Origin of the sequence: Bacillus cereus group sp. MYBK79-1, assembly GCF_051915365.1 — a bacterium.
GTDB lineage: Bacteria > Bacillota > Bacilli > Bacillales > Bacillaceae_G > Bacillus_A.
This window is the reverse complement of sequence record NZ_JBQAEO010000005.1, coordinates 283,090-304,447: the sequence shown is the minus strand read 5'-3', so window position 1 is coordinate 304,447 and position 21,358 is coordinate 283,090. Positions and strand designations below refer to the sequence as shown.

Here is a 21,358-nt window from a genome sequence, read left to right as displayed (position 1 = left end):
GTGGAGGGCTATTTTTCTAAATTCTATTATTTCATGTTGTTTGCTTTCATTAAAATCAAAAAAGATATCAGAGTGTTGGGAACCCTAAAGGGTTTCCCAACACTCTGAAAAGGAAAGAAGATACCTTCTTTCCTTTTGTTTTTTCCATTTAAATTTCTACTACTTCACCACTTCATTTATTATATCTATTAATTGATGAATCCCTTCATCATTTGTTTTCGTATAGCCATTCATGTTTTGAATATATCTCTCCTTATTTGTATACAACTTATTTACTGCATGTATGAATGCATTCGTACTTACTTTGTCTTGGAGTATAACTTCTGCATATCCTTGTCGAGAAAAATATTCAGCATTTAAAACTTGATCTCCCCTACTAGAACTGTTAGTTAACGGGATAAGCAACATCGGTTTCTTCAAGAATAGTAATTCGGAAATAGCCGTAGAACCCGCTCTCGAAACTACAACACTCGCCATATTTAGTATATGCGGCAACTCTTCCCCTATATATTCAAATTGTATATAGCCTTCCATGCCAATAGATGAATCCACCTTCCCCTTACCGCATATATGAACAATATTAAAATTTAATAGTAATGTTTCCAAACTTCCCCTTACCATATCATTTATCCATTGAGCACCTTGACTGCCCCCCATAATTAACAATACTGGTTTATCATGCTGAAATTTACAATAGCTTCTTCCCCGCAATACATTGCCCCTCTCAATTTCTTCCCTTACAATTGGTCCTACATAAACTTTTTTCTCATTACTTACATTTTCTCCGGTCTGAGGAAATGTTGTGCAAAGTTTTGTAGTAAAAGGTAATGCTATTTTATTTGCTAATCCTAACGTACTGTCTGGTTCACGTATTATTACGGGTACTTTATTCATCCACGCTCCTATTACTACAGGAACGGAAACAAATCCTCCTGCCGAAAAAATAACATCTGGTTTTATTCGTTTCATTAATTTATAACTTTGTATGCAACCTTTTATTATTTTAAAAGGATCTTTAAAGTTCTCCCAATCCCAATATCTCCTAAGCTTCCCTGTTGAAATACTATTATACTTAACACTTTGAACTAATAATTTTTCAATTCCATTTTGAGATCCAATATATTCAACTCCCCACCCATTTTCCATAAATTTAGGAATCAATACCATATTAATCATTACGTGTCCGGCTGTACCGCCCCCAGTAAAGAGAATCTTTTTATTCATAGTTTTTATCCACCTTTATCATTAAAAATCTTTTTTTATACTTATCTATTAAACGTAAGTAAACTTACTATTATTTATATAAACATTTAACTCAAATCCTATATCTTGCAAAAAGTCATTAATGAGATCATAAAAATCATTTCCATACTCACTACATTCATACTGAGCTAAGACTTGGATTACAAACCTAGTCCCTGTATCCATTACCATATTTCCCCTATCACCCTTTTTCCCTTCCACATAAGCACGACATTTATTTATCGCCTCATAGATACGCAAAACATGCTCTTCTTCATTTTTCCAGTCCAGCATATCAACAATTAAAAGAACTAGCGTATTTTGATTATCTATTGTTTTATAGTCATTCATATATTTCTTACACCCTTTTTATTTTTCATTGAATGCAAATATCACTACACTTCACATACTCAAGTACATCTTTTAATGATTGATGAAATTGAATTTCTGGGATCCACCCTAACCTTCTTATATCCTCTATTACTAAACTCTCATTTGAGTCGCTCCCACTTTTCCCTGTTTCATCTATAAAAAAATTCAATCGTGTTAATTCTTTATATTGTTCTAGTACATCTAATAAAGATCGTTTCACTCCTGAACCAATATTATATTGTTTTCCATTTATCCCATCTCGTAATAACACATGATACGCTTTAACCGCATCACGTACATCTAAAAAATCCCTACTATCTTTTAAACTGTTTACTTCAATAACGGCTTTACTTCTACCTGATTCTATATCTATCATTTTTTTTGCGAGAATCGAACAAATGCCATTTGATATTCCTGGACCAATTAAATTTGTGGGCTTTGCAATGATAATATTTGAATTCATTAATTCACTCCACGCCTCTGCAATAATGACTTGCATCGTTTTACTTAAACTATATGGATTTGAAATTTTTATATTGCTCATACAATCTGCTTGCAAAGCAGATCCTATAACCAATGTTCTACAATGAGGTGCTTCTTGCTTAATTGCTTCTAATAAATATAATGTCCCTATTACATTAACCTCTACATATTCAAGAGCAGCTGTCCAAGACTCTATGACCGAATTCCTTCCTGCTAAATGCAATACATAATCTGGCTTTATTTGTTTCATTACCCTCATTACTTCGCTCTTATTAGTTAAATTACAAGTAATACCATTCCCAATACTTTCTCTATGTGCACGATTTTGAAACATAGGAATTACATGAAAGCCCTGCTCTAAAAAATATTGGCAAGCATGGCGTCCTGTGAAACCATTTGCACCAGTTATTAAAAGGTTCGCATTTTTTTTCATCGTAAAAACCCTCCTTTTAATAACATTTGTTTCACCTCATGTTTTGTAAGCAAGTCTTGTTGAGAACTAAAACTCTTCACATCCACTAGCGGATAACTAGCATAATATTCTTGTAGCCCTTCTATAGGAATAGTCGGTAGTACCACAAAATAATTTTGATCAAAACTTATACTTGTTTTACTCTCTACCTCAGATAAAAGCATTTCACTTAATTTTTCCCCTGGTCTTATCCCTACTTCTTTTACCTTCACGTTTTCCTTTTTCGAATCTTCAATTAACACTTCTGCTAAATCTGTTATTTTACATGCCGGCATTTTCATAACAAAGATTTCTCCACCTCTCCCCTGATATAAGGCTTTAAATAACAATCCAACAGCATCTTCAATCGTTAAGAAAAATCTAGTCATATTTGCATCGGTAATCCCTACTTGTGAAGATTTTTTGATTTGTTTTTTAAAAAGTGGTACCACGCTTCCGCTCGTCCCCAAAACATTTCCACCACGAATACAAATGAATTTTGTTTTCTTCGTTTGCCTATTCGCATGAACCATTAACTTCTCACCAATTGCTTTTGTCATCCCATACGTATTTGATGGGTCAGCTGCTTTATCCGTTGAAACATATATAACTTTCTCAACTTGCATCTGTATAGATGCTTCAATTACATTTTGCGTACCATGTATATTGGTTTTTATAGCTTCATAAGGATAATACTCACATACTGGAACATGTTTTAAAGCTGCAAGATGGAATACATAATGTACACCTTGGCAAGCATATACTAGTTGATCTTTATCACGAATATCTCCAATAATAAATTTTAATCTATCATCATTTATAAACTGTTGCTGCATTTCAAACTGTATCGTTTCATTTCTTGAAAAAATCCTAATTTCTTTCGGTGATTTTTCTAATAGTTGTTTTATAAGTTCATGTCCCCACGAACCTGTACCACCAGTAATTAAAATTATTTTATTTAGCATTTCTTTTCCTCCTACCACACATTTCAATTAAAATTGTTTTTATAAAATGTATTGAATTATTTTCAATTGATTTAAATCATAATCATCGTTTGTTACATTTAATTGACAAAAATAAAAAACAGAAACTATTAAACATAGTTTCTGTTTTTTATTTCACCTTACAACAGTAAGATTTTTTATACTTTTTGCATGATAACTAAATTCTTGTAAAAAAACACCGCTCATTTATTTCTTATACTCGTAATAAAATAAATAGAATGATTCATAGCCAGTAATCATGTTTAATTTTATGAAAAAGGGAGGTAATGGAATGTACCGAAGTAATTCAAATCATACATATAACGGACCTTCCCAAACCCTGCCTCTCTCCCTATTCGATGTGAAAAATGAATTGAAACAAAAAAGCAAACTTATTCATTCTGGCACGATGTATAAATTAACGAAAGAAGAGCAACTCATCATCAACAACATAAAAATACAAACAGAACAGCTAAATAAAAATAATGTGACAAGAACACGCGCATACTACCAATTTTACATTCAATATCCAGAAATACATTGGGCACTACTTGGGCATATGGTATCACGTAACGGCGGTTGGAATATGACTGATTTGAAGGGCGATTTATATACGAAAATTTTATCAGAAAAAGATCAAATCACATTTTTTTCTTTTTTAGAAAGAGGGAATTGGCTTATTTTCCAAGATGTATATCCTCAATTCCTGCTTTATGAACAAAGTGTAAAAAGAGCACAAAAGCTATTTCACCTTCTCCCTCACCTAAATGTTTCTACATTTATGGAAACGATGTGGAACGATTTTTGGAAAACAGGTAACAAAAAAACATTAGCCATTGCAACTATTGTTAATGAACAAAACTACTTAGAAAAAAGAGTGATTCAAAATATACATTTAAAAAAGACTGTACTTAATAGTATTGGATTTAAACTCTTTGATTTCTTTCAGTTTAATCATATCCTTTTCCCATTCTACGAAAATGATAAGAAACACAAAGTATTACTATTTGGTGATACAATGAAACATTTTACTTCCTTACACGAACGAATCTTAATTGGAAAAAGGTTATATTCATTATTATTTCGAGACACACATGTTTTATCTCAAATAATAAGCTGGGCCCAGCACCATCCACATACAGGGTCAAGGAAAGATTACTGGCCTCATTTATTTTCAAGTGTCAATGAATCTTTTTCCCGTGAATTTTATAAGCGTCGAATAAAGAAATGCCAGTTGCGTAGTGGCGCTTATCGTATATACAGTCCTGCACTCATCTATGCATGGCGAGATATGAAGCATGAAGAAGTTGACAGTGAAGATTGGTTTACGGACTGGCAAGTTGTAAATTACTTAGTAGATAAGGAGGAAAATATAAATGGACAAATTACAGAAGACTACTGTAAAACGCTCGAAAAAATTGAACTCGCCATTCTTGCAAAGAAAAACGTCCTCCTTCGAGAAGAAGAATAACCTTTTCGCATTAGTTATTACAATCTTATTCTCTTCTATTATCGGAACTTGCTTAGATGCATTCTTTGTTGCGAAACAAATATACTCTTTTCCAGTTAGACCATTCTCCTCCATATTTTCAGTTAACATCGGCTTTACTTTGTTTGTACTACCGATTTTAACAATGATTTTCATACAAATTTCAAAAACATTATCTACAGTTTCTAGAATTCTATTTATTGTTTCAATCGGTATTTGTGCTAGTATTTTTGAACAGATTTCTGAAAGATTCGGTTTCTTTATCCATAGCGTAGATTGGAATCATACATACTCCTTATTTGGCTATATGATTTTCTTTTCTTTTCTTTGGAATTTATATCATTTCATACAAAAATAAAGAGACCAATATAGATCTCTTCTTAAGCATAATCTTCAGTTATTGCTAATGATGCGGGATTTTGAAGACTTTTTGAACGTAAACGGTAGGCAACGATTTTCTTCTTATATTGCTTGATTACATCAACATGTTCCTCATGGCTATATAGAGAAAACCTAATCTCTTTATTCCCTTTCTTCGTGTTAATAACGATCGGTGTTCCTTCCCCGTGCGGCGGGAAATAATGTTTATCTAAAAATAAAGCTTCATTAAATTCATGAATAACTTGTAGTTTCATTTCTCCCTCTATATTTTTTCCACCTATCGATATAGAGGTATTCTCTTCCTCAAGTTTTTGATGTAATTCAAATCTACTAATAATTGATTCTACAACAGAAGTTGGCATACTAGAAACTAGTACTTTAAGAGCGCCAAAAATAAATAATGTAACTATAAACCATGTTGTCATTTTTATCATCACCATTTCATTTTAAAATATAAATTTCGTTCCATAAGGTATAAATATACTAATGAGTATTCCAGTTACAATCATCGTTACCGAACCGATTGTCGCCTCTTTCTCGCCTTCTTTCACGAGACGGCTCACACCGATAATATGTGATGCGCATCCCATCCCCACTCCTTTTCCAATCGCACTTGTTATATGGAAAAACTTAAGTACTGTCGGTCCGATCATAGCACCTGTTATTCCTGCAACAACTACAAAACTAGAAGTCATGGATGGAATACCCCCAATTTGATCCGCTAATGATATGGCGATAGGCATCGTCGCTAATTGCGGCAGTGTCGTTACTATGAGTTCCTTATCTATATTTAACATCCCGCCAATCACTACATTCATACTCGTTAAAGCCACCATACCTACTGCTACCCCGATAAGTATCGACAAGAAGTTTTTCATAAGTATGTTTCGCTCTTTAAATAAAGGGATTGCTAACGCCACAATTGCAGGACTCAATAAATTGGAAAGAATATCTCCTCCATTTTCTCGATACTCATGATGCGAAATACCTAAAATGAAAAATAAGCAAATCATACTTGCTGTAACTGTTAACACCGGTAACGTAAAGGGAAACGGGAATTTTTTATATAACTTTGTCGCCAATACATACATTACTACAGTAATAATAATTAAGAACATTTGCACATTGCACCTTGTCGATTTTATTTTTTTGATGTTACTAATAATTGACTTATATACCCTGAAACAACCAATGTTACTACCGTGCTTACAATTACTAAAAGGAATATAATACTCCCCTTACTGAAAAGAAAAGACCCGTATTCCATCAAACCTGTTGTCGAAGGAATTAAAAATAACGGTAAAAATATGATTAACTTTTCCGCACCAACTTCAAACCACTTTAATGGTAAAATACGAGTAGAAAGGAGTAGAAACAGCATTAACATCCCTATTAAACTTCCTGGCATCGATAAATGGAATACGCCTTGAATCCACGTACCAACTAAGCTAAATACATATAGCACGCCTACTTGAAGTAAAAGCGTCACGTACTTCATTTCTTTCCCTCATTTCAATATTATGCATCACTATTATGAAATCTCATGTAACGTTTCCGCAAACCTCGTCATTCCTAGGTGAATTTGTTCGGCATTTACTCTCCCAAAAGTAAAACGAATATATTCACTATTAGTACCTAAAACACTTCCCGGGACAAACGCTACACCATTTCGTATAGATTCGCCTAACAAATGATATTCATCAAACGTTCCTTGCACTTTGCACCATAAATGTATTCCACCCTCTGGAACAAAAAATTCAACCTGGTCCCCTAATATTTCTTCAAGCTTTCTAATTAACACATCTCTTCTTTCTTTCAATTGTCTACGGAGCATTGTAATATGTGCATGAAAATCTTCTGATTCTAAAAACTGATTTGCCACCCACTGCGTAAATACACTATGCCCAAAATCAACTTGCTGCTTCGCATCCGCTAAACGTTCTATTACACGCGTAGGACCAATTACCCAGCCAATACGTAAGCCTGATGCAACAATTTTTGATAATGAACTTATATAAAGAACATTACCGTTTTGATCCATTGATTTTAATGTTGGATTCACTTCTCCATTAAATGACGTTAAACTATACGGATCATCTTCTACAATAGGAATCCCAAATTCAGAAGACAGTTCCAATATCTTTTTACGTCTTGCTAATGAAAGCACAGTTCCGGTTGGATTTTGATAATCTGGATTCAAAAACACCATGCGAATACGATGTTTTTTATGCAAATCAATTAAATCATTTGGATTCATTCCATGCTGATCCACAGGTAAATGGAATATTTTTAGGCCAGCAGATTTAAACATCGGCAATGAAAAACAATAAGAAGGGTCCTCAATTGCAATCGCATCTCCTGGTTTTAATAAGCATTGAACGATAAGATTAAGTGCCTGTTGTGCGCCAGATGTAATAAGGATAGAATTCGAATCTGCTTCAATTTGTTTATATTGCTGAACATGTGCTGCAATTGTTTTTCTCAACATTTCATTTCCAAGTGGATGGTCATAACCGAGGTTTTCCATAAATGTTTTCTCTGACAAAATCGTTCGGAATCTATCACTCGGAATTAATTCTGGTGACAATTCACCACTCGCTAAATTAATTAAGTCGTCTTTTTGTGTTTCCGTTCTAATTTGTTGAACGAGTGGTACATTAGGTAAGAACGATCCATCCTCAACGTACCTACCCCAGTTCGGTATTCGTTTATGTGAAACACCCCATATGTCTGTATTCACCCTTGTCCCGCTTCCTTTTTGGCGTTCTACTACTCCAAGTGATTTTAATTCTTCATATGCAGCTACTATCGTACTTCGGTTCACCTGTAACTCTTTTGCTAACATACGCTCAGAAGGTAACTTACTGTCAGAAGGAAACTCACCTGAAGAAATACCCCTTTCAATATAATCCGCTATTTGTTTATATACAGGCGTCTTATCTGCACGATTTGGTTTCCATTCCACCTTGTTGCCCCCTCTCAAAACGAACTATCCCTTATTTAAGTAATAATAGTATGAATCAGTCACATTTTCTTATCCTTAAATGGATATATCCAAAACGGTTCTTCCTCTAACTACTCAACTGTTTCTTGCATACCTTCTTCATACACAATGTTAACCTTTTTCTTTCAAAACTATTAAATCACTACTGCATACCAAGTTACCCCAACAAGTAGTACGAAAAGAAGAAGAATATAAATAGTTGATAAGTTTTTCACATTTCTCTTTGTAGATTCCCCGTAATTCTCCTCCACATTTCGTGCAACTAGCACGGTCCCAAACAGCGATCCAATCACAATAATTACCACTAGTGAAATTGCAAAAATCATTGTATTTTCACCTCTCTAAAGACAAGCTATTTTAATAAAGAAACTCCTCTTTAAAACGTTAATAACATACTACCTTTCTTCTCTTATCATAATGGATGTTCGCAAAAAACGGACCAACCACTTTCGTGTTTTTTTGCTCATCCACTTTGAAAATAAAAAGCAACTGATCCGTTATGATCAGTTGCTTTTTAGCAAAGTTAATTATATTCATTTTCACTTGAAATTGATCCGATTTAAAAGTTTAGTCTTTTCATAATGAAACATCGATTGAGATAATTCGAAAATTGTCCCGTTTACAAGACAAACTGTATTTTCAATAAGAAGCGCCGGATCACCTTCATTTATTTCTAGAAGCTTTGCATTTTCTTTATTTACTTTTTCACAACTAATTACCTTATCGGCAAAACCTATGTTTAATCGTAAATCTTCAATAAAATAACTGTATACAGAGCTTAATGCTATTTCTTCATTCAAATATGGAATAATATCCTTTTTGAAATAACTTACTTCAATAGAGAATGGTTTTCCATCTACAATTCTTAAACGCTTCAAAAAATATATCCTAGTTCCAGCTTCACATTGCATCCGCTTTGCGATCTCTTCGTCCGCACCTATTACTTCAAGTTCTAACACTTTCGTTTCAATATTTTGCGAAACGAGATTTTTCGTTAATCCACGCAAACTTCCTAAATTAATATAATCTGTTACAGAAGTTTCGCGTAAAAACATGCCACTGCCTTGCACTTGAAAAATATAACCTCTATTCACAAGCTGACTAATTACTTTACGTATCGTATTACGGCTTACTTCAAATCGATTCATTAACGCTTCTTCTGTAGGCAGTTTTTTCGTTTCATTAAAAAGCCCGTCTCGAATGTTTTGCTCTAACACATCTGCAATTTGTTTATACTTTGCACTCATACACTGTCTCCTAAAATACTCTTTTATCTGTTATAACTCTTCTCCTCTCGTTTCGATCACATGTTTATACCAATGAAACGAAAGTTTCTTCTTACGTTTTAAGTTATCATTATGATCGACAAAAATAAAGCCATATTGCTTTTTGTATCCATTTAACCAACTTAAAAGGTCAATCACTGACCATGCATAATAACCTTTTAAATTGATTCCCTCTTCAATTGCACGCTTTATTACTTTTAAATGCTCTTCAATAAATTTAATTCTCGGAACATCTACAATTTCTCCGTCAATGATTGGATCTTCATCACCAAGTCCATTTTCCGTTACATACATCTTTATGTCACCGTAACGATCTTTCAACATGTGTAATCCATCTAAGAAACCTTCGGGAGATATTTCCCATCCCCATTTCGTATATGTTTTATCATCCATTTTAACTGTTCGATAAAAACCATCAAAAGAAGGATTACCTGGAGCAAGTGTTGAGTTTTCTCGAGAATGCTCCCCGTCATTTATATCCATATCGTATCTTTCTACTCGTATTGGTTGATAATAATTTAAGCCAATAAAATCATTCTTTTCAGCATTTTGTTTAATGATTTCTAATTCTTCAACCGTCCAATTAGGAGTCCATCCTTTTTTCTTTAATTGTTGTACAACATAAGACGGATACTCACCTTTTAAAACTGGATCATAATACCAATACGTTTCATATTCATTCGCATGCCTTGCTGCCAGTATATTTTCTTTTTGACCATCCATACTATAAGCAGGTAAGAAAACATGTGTAATCCCAATTTCCCCATATTGTTTCAGCTGCTTGTACACCGCAACTGTTTTCGCATGTGCATAAAATACATAATGCGTCGCTTGAAAATACTTTGGAACATCATTTTGTATCCCTGGTGGATGTGCTCCTTTTAAATAACCTAATCCACAAAACATTACTGTCTCATTAAAAGTAATCCAATGTTTAACTCTATCACCAAATGCCTTAAAACAAATTTCTGCGTATTTTACGAAAGCTTCTGCTGTTCGTTTATTCGTCCATCCACCATCTTTTTCCAACGGTAATGGTAAATCCCAATGATATAAAGTGACAAATGGTACAATCCCGTATTTTAAACATTCATCAATTAATTTGTTATAAAATTCGATTCCTTTTTCATTTACCTCTCCATCTCCAGTCGGCAATATTCTCGCCCAAGAAATAGAAAAACGATACGATTCTAACCCCATCTCAGCCATTAAGCGAACATCTTCTTTATATTGGTGATAATGATCAACAGCTACATCACCATTTGTTCCATTGTATGTTTTGCCAGGAATTTTGGAAAACTCATCCCAATTCGTAACACCTTTTCCATCCTCATTCCATGCACCTTCTACTTGATAAGAAGCTGAAGCAGCTCCGAATAAAAAATCATGTGGAAACTTCATGTTATATACCTCCATTTCATTACAACAAATCAAATTTATATATACATATAAAATTTATAGGTACAAATTTCATATGTATGATTATATCGTATATTTTTATTTTTTTCTATCATGAAAGTATGATATCTAATGTTGGATTTTGGAAAACAAAAAGAAGCGACGTATTTTATCGCTTCTTACTCTCATCATTTTTATTCTTTTATAAGTGACTTATTCGCTCTTATAACTTCTTGATACAACAATGGTGACCAATTTTCATTTATATAGTCTTGAATGATCCACCCTACTCTTGTAGGATTCTTTTGTTTTATATGGTTTGCAATTTCAGGGTTTATATAAGAGGCGTAGTAATATGGACTATTCCATGCTGTACCACCAGAAGACAAGCTTGTAAAATTAATATATAGATGATTTAAATCCTCACTATTGTTCATCGTTTCATGTATCGTATCTTTAATAGATTTTATCTTTTCATCATAGCCCACTTTATATTTATCTTGTACTGTTACATTTATATTTTGATTTACAGTTGTCGTAAACGTCTCATTATCTGGCCAATAAAAATTATTATATCCTCCAGATTCATTACTACCATCATATCTTTTTAGTAGTACAATTTTCCCACGAGCATCTCCAAGTTTTATATTTCCTTCTGTTTTTAAAAAGATAGGATCAACAAAATAACTTTTTTCAAATGTATTACTAAAGGAACCCTCTGCTCCTTTCATATCCTCATACTCTTTTTTTAAAGACATAATAATCGTTTCACTTGGGTTATCTTTTAAAAATTTTTTCGCTTCGTTTATGAATTCATGCAGTGTTACATAAAGATATAATGGTCCATGATGAAGGACTATCGTATTATCATCTGTTAAACGTCCTCTTATATCAAAAATACGAGCTCCATGATCCATTTGGTAACGAAAATCATATTCTTGCGTCATTCCCCATACTTGCTTTATTGGATTTTGTAATTTGAACGTCCCGCTATCATGTGTTCCTGGAATTGAAATTCGTGCTAATGGGATATTATCAGGTATAGGTTGCATCCACTTTGACCAATTTTCAAGCTCATTAACAGGGCTAGCTGCAACGACTCGCTTATCATGTAAAGCAAATACAAATGTGATAAATATCATACTACATATGAATAATTTCAAAATAAAATTATTATTGCTCACTATTATTCCTCCTTTTTCTGTTTTACATCAAACTTATTGAATATAATATAATCTAGTTCATAAAAAATAAATAACATTTCATCATTATGAAATATTGCATAGAAGTAAAGTTAAAAATCATTCACATATATTAAATTAGCAAAATTCAAAGGAACTTCAATGTATTTTCGTATGCAATATTTCATATTCGGACTCTACACTAAATAAATAAGAAACTTATAATGATTATTTATTTTATATGTGCTAATATACTTACATTAAAATATTACATATAGACATTCTGAACTACATTACTTAATCGTTTCACCTTAATTTTTTCTAGGAGGATTTACAATGAAATTATTAAAAATAAAACATATAATACCTTTATCTGCAGCTGCAATTACATTCGTATGTAATCAAGGCACAGCTGAAGCATCTACCATTCATACAGTAAAAAAGAATGATACACTTTGGGGCATTAGTAAACAATATGGAGTTTCCATACAATCCATTAAACAGGCTAATAATAAAGGAAACGATCAAACTTTTATTGGTGAGCAGTTACATATTCCGTGGTCCACGAACTCAAATGAAATCACCGTTCGTCAAAACGCCAGACCTGCGAACATTTCTGGACAAATTATTTATCAAGTACAACAGGGAGATTCATTAGAAACGATAGCAAAGCGTTACAATGTTACCGTTCAATCTATAAAACAAATTAACAATAAAATTGGAAACAACCTTTATACAGGACAACATTTAAAAATTAACTCAAGTATTTCAGAAAAAGAAAAAGACTTAATGGCACGCTTAGTTACCGCTGAAGCAGGTGGCGAATCCTATAAAGGTAAAGTAGCTGTAGCAAAAGTTATACTAAATCGTGTAAACGCAAAAGGTTTTCCAAATACAATAACCGGTGTTATTTATGAACCTATTAAACACGGCTATGCCTTTACTCCTGTTACAGATGGAAGAATTAATCATCCTGCAAGCCCAGAAGCAAAAATGGCAGTAGAAGAGGCTATCTCCACAAAGGGAATACATTCTGACTGGCTTTATTTCTATAATCCGAAAACATCAACAGACAAATGGATTACGACACGTCAAACAGTAGCAGTAATCGGTAACCACGTCTTCGCTAAATAACATTTGAAATCATTAACAGACCTCTTCACTTAAAAGGTCTGTTTTTTTATATGTAAGAATTTATTTATCATATGACATAGTGATCTTTGAAAACTATTTCTTCTTTTAAATAAAGACATTTGTATTTACTCCATCACTCCGAAAAATTAAAGAAGCATCAAGTTCAAAAACTCCCTCTTTATTAATAAAAGCTATTTCTTAACTTCATAATATTGTTATACACTAGAGAAATAAAAACAAACTATTCGTTAGCAGGTGAAAGAATATGTATGATGTTACAATTATCGGCGCTGGAGTAAGTAGCATTTTTATGGCTTATTCACTAGCTAAAAGTAACAAAAAGGTTTTAATTCTGGATAAAGGTAAAGCGCTAGAAGATCGTCATTGTCCTTTAGACGAGGGAAAAGCGTGTACTTGTACTACATGTGCTAAATATTTCGGGTTTGGTGGTTTAGGAAAATCTGAAGGGAAATTTAATTATACAAACGGATTTGGCGGCGAACTTGAGCAAAAAGTCGGTAAAGAGGGCTTTCCACAACTTATGGCTGAAGTAGATGAAATTCTATGTCAGTTCGGAGGAAGTTCTGTTTCAAAATATTCTACAGAAAATCCAACTCTCAATAAAAGAGCTGAAGCGTGTGGCTTACAAATGCTAACAACAGAAGTAAGGCATCTTGGCACTACCCTTTCAAGGGAGATTTTTCAGCAGCTCTATGAATTTTTACTTACGAAAATAAATATACAATTTCATATAGATGTACAACATATTATGAAACAGAAAGATCATTTTACAATGGAGACAAATCAAGGAACAGTTCAATCTAAGCAACTAGTATTTGCAACTGGACGTTCCGGAGCGGATTGGTTAAAAGAAATGTGCACTTCTCTCAATATTTCTCAGGAACAAACTCGTGTAGATTTAGGTATTCGAGTAGAGATGAAAGAACACCAATTACGTTCTATATTAAAAGATACATTTGAGACAAAACTTTCTTATGAGCATGAACACTTCACTGCAACTACGTACTGTATGAATCCGAAAGGACGTATCATTAGAAAGTACGAAGAAGGTTTAGTTATGCCTGACGGTCAAAATTTTCGAGAGAAAGGAACTGGCACACCTAACTTAAATTTCACTTTATTTATCCCGCGCTATTTTTCCACTCTCAAAGAAGCAAATATATACGCAAGTTCAATCATTAAAAACATTAACCAAGGACGAGATCGGATTGTTATTCAGCGCTTAGAAGACTTACTAAATGAACAGCCTACAACAGAGGACGGCATGAAACATAACCGTATACATCCTACACTACAAGGAGATTATGGCGATTTGCATGCAGAAATTCCTCCATTATATATTGAAGGGCTTAAAGAGTTTTTATTACGCTTAGAACAATTTATCCAAGAACCGGTTGATAAAGATACTTTGTTATATGGAATTGACGGAAAGTTTTATGCTCCTAGGATAAAACTCAATAACCATTTTGAAACAAGTGTAAATGGGCTATTTTTAGTTGGAGATTGTTCCGGCGTCACCCATTCCTTATCTCAAGCTGCTGCAAGTGGGTTGTATGTTGGAAAATATTTATCTCATATTTAATTTCCTTCATTCAGATTGTAATTAAATATTTTAACTTCCATAGTAATAACTTACTAACGATTCTCCTGCCAGAAATCAGGATTTTACGAGATACATATTTAACATAGCTATTGACATTCAATTCTAACAAATTGAATGTCAATAGTTTTAAAAGCCTCTATTCATTTCCACTTTCATTTGTTCGATATTTTGTAACATCATCATAGTGTTTAATATGTTAGGATGTCTATAAGTATTTTTTACTACAACGATGATTTTTTCTATTCTGTTTCTAAAAAATAGATTTATGCTTTAAAATTCCCCATTGTACGTATATGAATACTTCATATTATGACCTTTAGAAGCATAAGCTGAATGATTCATTACACTCCAATAGTTATAAAAATATAATATATAACACAAGTTAAATAAATTGTATAAAGAAGGTGTAACAATGAAAAATAAAATTAATTTACAAATGCAAAATATAAGCTTTGTTTTAATAATTGCTTTAGCAGTATGGTTAAAAACATATCTTATTACAAGATTCAGTTTTGATTTAAAAATTGAGTCTTCTACACAAGAGCTTATTTTATTTATTAGCCCACTCGCTACATCATTAGCTTTTGTCGGATTAGCATTATTTGCAACCGGTGAAAAGCGAAATTATATAGCGCTATGTATTAATTTCTTATTAACAATCGTACTCGTTGGGAATGTCATGTTCTATGATTTTTATAGTGATTTCGTAACGTTACCAGTACTTGGGCAAACATCAAACTTTGGTCAATTAGGCGGCAGTATTATAGAGATATTGAACTATAAAATTATACTCGCTTTCGTAGACATTATTTTCTTCTTTATTTTGTTAAAGAAGAAGGCACTAGTCTTCCAAACAGGACGTGTAACTCATCCGGCACGCTTGTTATATTTTCTTTTAACGATTGGTGTGTTTTTTGCAAATCTACATCTTGCAGAAAAAGAACGACCTGAACTATTAACGAGATCATTTGACCGAGTCATGCTTGTTAAAAACTTAGGACTATACACTCATCAAGTATATGATTTAACACTGCAAGTAAAAGCAGGGTCGCAAAAGGCACTTGCTGATAGTAGCAAATTACAAGAAACTGAAAACTACGTAAAGGCAAACCAAAGTGAACCGAATCCTAACATGTTTGGTGCAGCGAAAGGAAAAAATGTAATTGTTGTTACTCTTGAATCCTTGCAAACCTTCTTAATAGGTGCATCAGTTAACGGTCAAGAAGTTACACCATTCTTGAATGAATTTATAAATGAAAGCTATTACTTCGATAACTTTTTCCACCAAACTGGGCAAGGAAAAACATCCGATTCTGAATTTCTAATCGATACTTCGTTATATCCATTAAATCGAGGAGCTGTATTTTTCACGCACGGTAACAATGATTATACTGCGACTCCAGAAATTTTACGTCAGCAAGGTTATTTCACTTCTGTATTCCATGCGAATAATGCAACATTTTGGAATCGCAATATCATGTACTCTGCTCTCGGTTATGATCGTTACTATAACGAACTTGATTACAAAATTACGCCCGAAACAAATTTAAATTGGGGATTAAAAGATATCGAATACTTTGATCAATCAGTAGATATATTAAAAACTGTTGACCAACCATTTTACGCTCGTTTCCTTACTTTAACGAACCATTATCCATTTACGTATGATGAAGATACAAAATTCATTGAACCATATAACTCTGGTAATGGCGTATTTGATCGTTATATCGTAACAGCACGTTACTTAGACGAATCCATTAAAAAATTTATTGAGCGTTTAAAAGCCGAGGGAATGTATGATGATTCTATTATTGTGTTATACGGTGATCATTATGGTATTTCTGAAAAACATAATCGTGCAATGGCACAGTTTTTAGAAAAAGATCAAATAACAGAATTTGACACTTTAAATTTACAACGCACACCTTTATATATTCATATGCCTGGTCAAACAGAAGGTCAAACGATTTCAAAGCCTACGGGACAAATCGATATGAAACCTACTATTCTAAATTTACTTGGGATTGATACTACGAACGATATTCGTTTTGGCCATGATATGTTTTCAGATGAATATACCGGTTTTGTCGTTTTACGTGATGGTAGCTTTATTACAGACAAGTATGCATACACAAACAATACTTTCTATGACCGCATAACAGGTGAAATTGTAGATTTACCAAAAAAAGAAGCACAAGCACTCATTAACCGTGCACAAAATGAATTACGAATGTCTGACAAAATCATCGAAGGCGATTTATTACGTTTCTCAGAAAGTAATAAAATGAAAACTGGCGAAGTACAAACTAAAATTAAAAAGACTGAAAAATAATGTAAATATGAAAAGGGAGCAACTCATTACAGTTGCTCCCTTTTACTCTCTTATAACATATGATGCAATGTCATATAAAGTGAAACTTTTAATCAGTGGGGGTTTTCTTCATCCCCCACTGATTATCAGCCCTCACCAATCGGACTTTAATGGACAGTTGATCCCCCACCTAACTTCTTTGCTTTCGCTGAATTTTGAGGTGGGGGGCTTACTACCCATTAAAGTGGGATAAAAACCTCATATATTTTACTTTTATTCTACGCTTGCTTCTAAAGTTACATCTGTATAGGTATGATCATCACCTATATTTAAAATTACTTCACATTGACGTAATCTCAATTCAAAGAGCTTGATAGAATCATGGTAGACTTCAGGATTTGATTTCATTTTATGTAACATCTCTTGTTTTTCTTGTATTTCTAAATGAGTGTGTTCTACAGCTTGTTTCAAGGAGTTAAATGGATTCCTAAAGAATATATGAATATCCCTCTCTTGCGTGTTTTCAAATAGCTCAAATTGCAAGAAAAATTTCTTCATAATAGAAGCTGTTACCTCGGTATAATCTTCATTTTCTACATACTGTTTATATTTGTTATATAGCATACCTTTGTTTTTAGGAAGAACTCCAAATAATTTACCGGCACTTTTCAGTAAAAATTGTGCTGGCGTAAATCGACGTAAAATATTTACTTCATCCATTTGTATTCTAGTCGTCATTCTGTCCGTATCTCTGCGCCAATCATCAAGCACTTTAAAATCACATGCTAACTGTATTCGATTTTCTCCAAATAAAGAATTAAGTCCTTCACTAAGTTCTTCTAGGTATGATTGACTTTGAAGGAGCTCATTATTAGAAGTTGCAATCCAATTTTGCATAGAAAGAGCAAGTTTAGGTAATACCGTTTGTTCTAAGTATTTATGCACCCTCTCATTCATTGCTTTATTTAGTTCCGTATCCATGTGCCCGAAATCGCTTTCTTCACTAATTAAATCCGAACAACTCTGTAATATCTTCGGAATATTTTCAGTAAGATCATTCGTAATTTCCCTTTTCATTGTGCGATATGACTGTGTAATGAAATGAATTTTTTCCTTCTCAAAAGCAGTAAGATTATTAATGCTACCATTTAGTTTCACTAACATATCTTCATTCCAATTAATCGCATCCACTAAATTATTTTCTTTCTCAACGCGTTTATCCAACAGATATGTAATTGTTTTTCGAATGAAAAACAATAGCTTTTCAGTACGTTCTGCATCGATATTTTTATGATTAAAGTTAAAATGAATAAACTCAGTTAACTCATTTAATTGGTGATTACTTGTATATAACGAAGAGTAAGGGAAAATTCTCGCTTGCGGGAAATATGTGTTTATTCTCGCTTGCGTATCATATAATACTCTTTTCACTTCTGCTTCACTGTAAATGTTATCGATTTTATTTAATAAGAAATGAATTTGTAAATTTGGTGTATGTTCTTGAATGCTTAATAGAATGTCACGTTCTTTGTCAGTAAAAGGTGAATCCGCATTCAGTACGAATAGCAATTCGTCTACAGAATTCAAATATTCGAATATCTCATCCCTAGCATCGTTATTCCTATTAAAGCCAGGTGTAACTACAAATGTCAGTTTATTTTCACTTAAAAATCTGCATGGTAATTTAAATTCCACACATGCTCTATCTCTATATGTTTGATGGTGTTGAGACATCATATTATGGTAATCAGAGATATCTTCCGTTGTTGTAATTGCAGAGTCTGTTATGGCGTTAATTTCTGTATGAGCATCATTTTTTAAAACTACTACATTTGAAGTTGATTTTTCTACTATATTTTCTCCTAATATAGAATTAATAAATGTAGTTTTTCCGTTCCCTGAAGTTCCCGTTACTAAAATGCGATTTGTGCTTAAATCTGCGAGCTCGCCAACTAACCATCTAAATCGGTGACCCATTTCTATATTATGCTTTTGTGCCCACTGTGTAATAGATTCAAAAAGATGTAAACTATACTCTAAGCCATTCACATGATTAATGGAGTATAACAACAGGTTTTCAGCATGTTTTATATTTGCTGAATCTATTTTAGAAGGGAAAATCTCATCCCACGCCAATACAGCTGCTGATGGAAATACAGCATAAGATGGATTGACTACCTTTAACCAATTTGTTAACAAGTTTGGAATGATATCGTGCAATTGTTTAAGCATATATTGACCTTGAATTAATTCAAAGTACGTTCCTTCGTAAAGAGAAGAAATTTTGTCCCATATATCGGACGAATGTATTTCAATATGTAAGAAAAATTCATTTATTGTGTTAAGCCATAATAAGTAATTTTGTTCATTTTTATAACTATTCCAAAGTGATGAAACAATTTGCGTAAATTGCACTTGATCTACATTATTTAACGTAACTAATACTTCGTAAAAATAATCTGGTGAAATGTGTCTAGTAAATCCTTTATCGATATATCCTTTTAAAACCTCAAACCAGGGATAAGATTCTGTTCGAATTAACTCATTTACAGCAAGCTCTACTGCACTATCAAAATCTTGCTGCTCCTCATAAAAGGAACGGGCAATTTTTGTGACATTTGGATAATCCGGATTTAAAGAAACTGCTTCTTTAATAACAGCAAAAGCTGAGTCAAAATTATTTTGCTCTATGTAAAGAGAAAGTAATTGTAGTCTAATTTCGGTCATCAATATTATATTATCAGTAGCAATAGAAGTATAAACATTTTCAGCAACTGGTAATTGATTAAGCTCGAAATAAGCATCCGCAATATTTTTTTGTGCCCATGGTGCTAATTCATTATTAACTTTCTCCCATTTAAAAATAGCTGCTTCAAAATCTTGATGGCGATAATAAAATTCACCTTGTGCAAAACGAATGTAAGATCCATCAGAAATCTCATTTCTTTCTTCGTTTACATAAGCTTCTCCAAGTACGTCAAGAGCTGGTTTTGTTTCATTCTCCATTAGGAATGTTTCATAATACATCTTTTTTATTAATTGTTTTTCTACTCTCATCTTTTCCCCCACTATATCTTGAAAATACATTTTTAAGATATGTCAATACTTTTTGTATGTATGCTTTTTATCTTAACAAAGAATATCTTTTGGAAAATTTCATTTTCCTTTCATTTTTCAAGTTAGATTGAATTTTTATGAGAAAAGTTTCAGTTTTTTTTCAATTCCCTTTCAGTTATGCAACAGCATTAAATGTTCCTAATAACCTAATAACACTATAATCTCCTGCATTATATTATCAGGAAAAACCTATATAAATTACATTATAAAAACAATTTATAACGAATATATATACACTCCTAACTTCACTGACAAACAAAAAAACACATAATCGTTGTTAGATGACCTATATACCAATACATCACAATAACTAAAAAACAACAATAGTAATCAACAGCTATTCATACACTATCTTTCTCAAATTATTTTCCTTTAAAATATTTCAGTAGTTATGTAATTAAATTGTTCTAACCTATATAAATAACTAGTCCAAAAAAATTCTATATGCATATCATGTTATAGTAAAGAATTCAGGAAATCCTAAAAGGAGGCATTTTCATGTTTGAAGATAAATCTAAAATAAACTACCCATATGAATTTACTGAAACTACAACAATCCCGCTAAAAAATCCCATCAATAAAAACTTCAAAAACGGCTCTGGTACACATACTTTCCCAATAAAAAAACACTATAAAGAACAGGTGTTATATACGGAAAAAATTAATAATAATAAAAATAAATAACCTTATAGGCCCTTATAACAATTAATCAAATAAGAATCTATATTAGACTTTGCATAGTTATAGGTAATATATAAATCTTTCTTATACAACTCGTGTACTTTTAAAAAGTGCTGATATACGGCGCTTTTTTATACATAGATAATAGAAGAACAAAAAAGGTATGGATATTTTCCACACCTTTTTGTTCTTTACTATTTATAAATAAAGTACATCCATTT

At 32.6% G+C, this 21,358-nt stretch carries 19 protein-coding genes; 6 read left to right on the top strand and 13 right to left on the bottom strand.

Going from position 1 to position 21,358, the window contains the following annotated elements; genetic code table 11:
* Positions 1 to 159 precede the first annotated feature (159 nt).
* Genes ACTFOB_RS11890 through ACTFOB_RS11875 form a run of 4 tightly spaced genes read right to left on the bottom strand, consistent with a single transcriptional unit; the run spans position 160 to position 3,513 of the window.
* Entirely contained in the window at positions 160 to 1,224 is a 1,065-nt protein-coding gene (locus ACTFOB_RS11890) for an undecaprenyldiphospho-muramoylpentapeptide beta-N-acetylglucosaminyltransferase (RefSeq protein WP_151632527.1), read from the bottom strand.
* Positions 1,225 to 1,272: 48 nt separating this feature from the next.
* Positions 1,273 to 1,593: a DUF6572 domain-containing protein gene (locus ACTFOB_RS11885; RefSeq protein WP_440026067.1), complete on the bottom strand. Its 321-nt coding sequence runs from the start codon at positions 1,591 to 1,593 to the stop codon at positions 1,273 to 1,275.
* Between the two features lie 25 nt (positions 1,594 to 1,618).
* A complete protein-coding gene (locus ACTFOB_RS11880; RefSeq protein ID WP_440026066.1) occupies positions 1,619 to 2,530 on the bottom strand; it encodes an NAD-dependent epimerase/dehydratase family protein in 912 nt (303 codons plus the stop codon).
* Complete coding sequence (locus tag ACTFOB_RS11875) at positions 2,527 to 3,513, bottom strand: UDP-N-acetylglucosamine 4,6-dehydratase family protein (RefSeq protein ID WP_151632533.1); 987 nt, start codon at positions 3,511 to 3,513, stop codon at positions 2,527 to 2,529. Before ACTFOB_RS11875 ends, ACTFOB_RS11880 begins: the two co-directional genes overlap by 4 nt.
* A gap of 310 nt (positions 3,514 to 3,823) precedes the next feature.
* Between ACTFOB_RS11875 and ACTFOB_RS11870 the strand changes: the two genes are divergently transcribed.
* Together ACTFOB_RS11870 and ACTFOB_RS11865 are read left to right on the top strand one after the other, a co-directional pair.
* Positions 3,824 to 5,002: a DUF2515 domain-containing protein gene (locus ACTFOB_RS11870; RefSeq protein ID WP_440026064.1), complete on the top strand. Its 1,179-nt coding sequence runs from the start codon at positions 3,824 to 3,826 to the stop codon at positions 5,000 to 5,002.
* Complete coding sequence (locus ACTFOB_RS11865; RefSeq protein ID WP_440026063.1) at positions 4,908 to 5,378, top strand: CBO0543 family protein; 471 nt, start codon at positions 4,908 to 4,910, stop codon at positions 5,376 to 5,378. The genes ACTFOB_RS11870 and ACTFOB_RS11865 overlap by 95 nt, the downstream gene beginning before the upstream one ends.
* Positions 5,379 to 5,400: 22 nt before the next feature.
* On the opposite strand, the gene ACTFOB_RS11860 is transcribed toward ACTFOB_RS11865, so the two are convergent.
* From ACTFOB_RS11860 to plcA, 8 genes are all read right to left on the bottom strand, one after another.
* Positions 5,401 to 5,826 (bottom strand): YfmQ family protein, encoded by a 426-nt coding sequence (locus tag ACTFOB_RS11860; RefSeq protein ID WP_440026062.1) that lies wholly within the window; start codon positions 5,824 to 5,826, stop codon positions 5,401 to 5,403.
* A gap of 21 nt (positions 5,827 to 5,847) precedes the next feature.
* Positions 5,848 to 6,519, bottom strand: coding sequence for an LrgB family protein (locus tag ACTFOB_RS11855; RefSeq protein WP_440026060.1), 672 nt, complete (start codon positions 6,517 to 6,519; stop codon positions 5,848 to 5,850).
* Between the two features lie 23 nt (positions 6,520 to 6,542).
* Positions 6,543 to 6,899, bottom strand: a complete 357-nt coding sequence (locus ACTFOB_RS11850) for a CidA/LrgA family holin-like protein (protein ID WP_151632541.1) — start codon at positions 6,897 to 6,899, stop codon at positions 6,543 to 6,545.
* Positions 6,900 to 6,932: 33 nt separating this feature from the next.
* Positions 6,933 to 8,366 (bottom strand): MocR-like pyridoxine biosynthesis transcription factor PdxR, encoded by a 1,434-nt coding sequence (gene pdxR / locus ACTFOB_RS11845; protein ID WP_440026058.1) that lies wholly within the window; start codon positions 8,364 to 8,366, stop codon positions 6,933 to 6,935.
* A gap of 173 nt (positions 8,367 to 8,539) precedes the next feature.
* Positions 8,540 to 8,731 carry a hypothetical protein gene (locus tag ACTFOB_RS11840; protein ID WP_151632550.1) on the bottom strand — a complete coding sequence of 64 codons (192 nt, stop codon included), beginning with the start codon at positions 8,729 to 8,731 and terminating at the stop codon, positions 8,540 to 8,542.
* Positions 8,732 to 8,944: 213 nt separating this feature from the next.
* Positions 8,945 to 9,652, bottom strand: a complete 708-nt coding sequence (locus tag ACTFOB_RS11835) for a GntR family transcriptional regulator (RefSeq protein ID WP_151632552.1) — start codon at positions 9,650 to 9,652, stop codon at positions 8,945 to 8,947.
* A 30-nt stretch (positions 9,653 to 9,682) separates the two neighbouring features.
* Complete coding sequence (locus ACTFOB_RS11830) at positions 9,683 to 11,092, bottom strand: glycoside hydrolase family 1 protein (protein WP_151632554.1); 1,410 nt, start codon at positions 11,090 to 11,092, stop codon at positions 9,683 to 9,685.
* A 191-nt stretch (positions 11,093 to 11,283) separates the two neighbouring features.
* The gene (plcA, locus tag ACTFOB_RS11825; protein WP_440026055.1) at positions 11,284 to 12,273 is read right to left on the bottom strand and encodes a phosphatidylinositol diacylglycerol-lyase; all 990 of its coding nucleotides are present in this window, start codon (positions 12,271 to 12,273) and stop codon (positions 11,284 to 11,286) included.
* Between the two features lie 333 nt (positions 12,274 to 12,606).
* Between plcA and ACTFOB_RS11820 the strand changes: the two genes are divergently transcribed.
* From ACTFOB_RS11820 to ACTFOB_RS11810, 3 genes are all read left to right on the top strand, one after another.
* Positions 12,607 to 13,404 (top strand): cell wall hydrolase, encoded by a 798-nt coding sequence (locus ACTFOB_RS11820; protein ID WP_151632558.1) that lies wholly within the window; start codon positions 12,607 to 12,609, stop codon positions 13,402 to 13,404.
* A 265-nt stretch (positions 13,405 to 13,669) separates the two neighbouring features.
* Positions 13,670 to 15,007 carry an NAD(P)/FAD-dependent oxidoreductase gene (locus ACTFOB_RS11815; protein WP_440026053.1) on the top strand — a complete coding sequence of 446 codons (1,338 nt, stop codon included), beginning with the start codon at positions 13,670 to 13,672 and terminating at the stop codon, positions 15,005 to 15,007.
* Positions 15,008 to 15,440: 433 nt separating this feature from the next.
* On the top strand, positions 15,441 to 17,360 hold the full coding sequence (locus tag ACTFOB_RS11810) for an LTA synthase family protein (protein WP_440026051.1): 1,920 nt from the start codon (positions 15,441 to 15,443) through the stop codon (positions 17,358 to 17,360).
* 252 nt (positions 17,361 to 17,612) lie between these two features.
* Here ACTFOB_RS11810 and ACTFOB_RS11805 read toward each other — a convergent pair whose 3' ends face one another.
* Positions 17,613 to 20,396 (bottom strand): dynamin family protein, encoded by a 2,784-nt coding sequence (locus ACTFOB_RS11805; RefSeq protein ID WP_440026050.1) that lies wholly within the window; start codon positions 20,394 to 20,396, stop codon positions 17,613 to 17,615.
* A 558-nt stretch (positions 20,397 to 20,954) separates the two neighbouring features.
* Between ACTFOB_RS11805 and ACTFOB_RS11800 the strand changes: the two genes are divergently transcribed.
* Positions 20,955 to 21,140: a hypothetical protein gene (locus ACTFOB_RS11800; RefSeq protein WP_000461128.1), complete on the top strand. Its 186-nt coding sequence runs from the start codon at positions 20,955 to 20,957 to the stop codon at positions 21,138 to 21,140.
* Positions 21,141 to 21,358 lie beyond the last annotated feature (218 nt).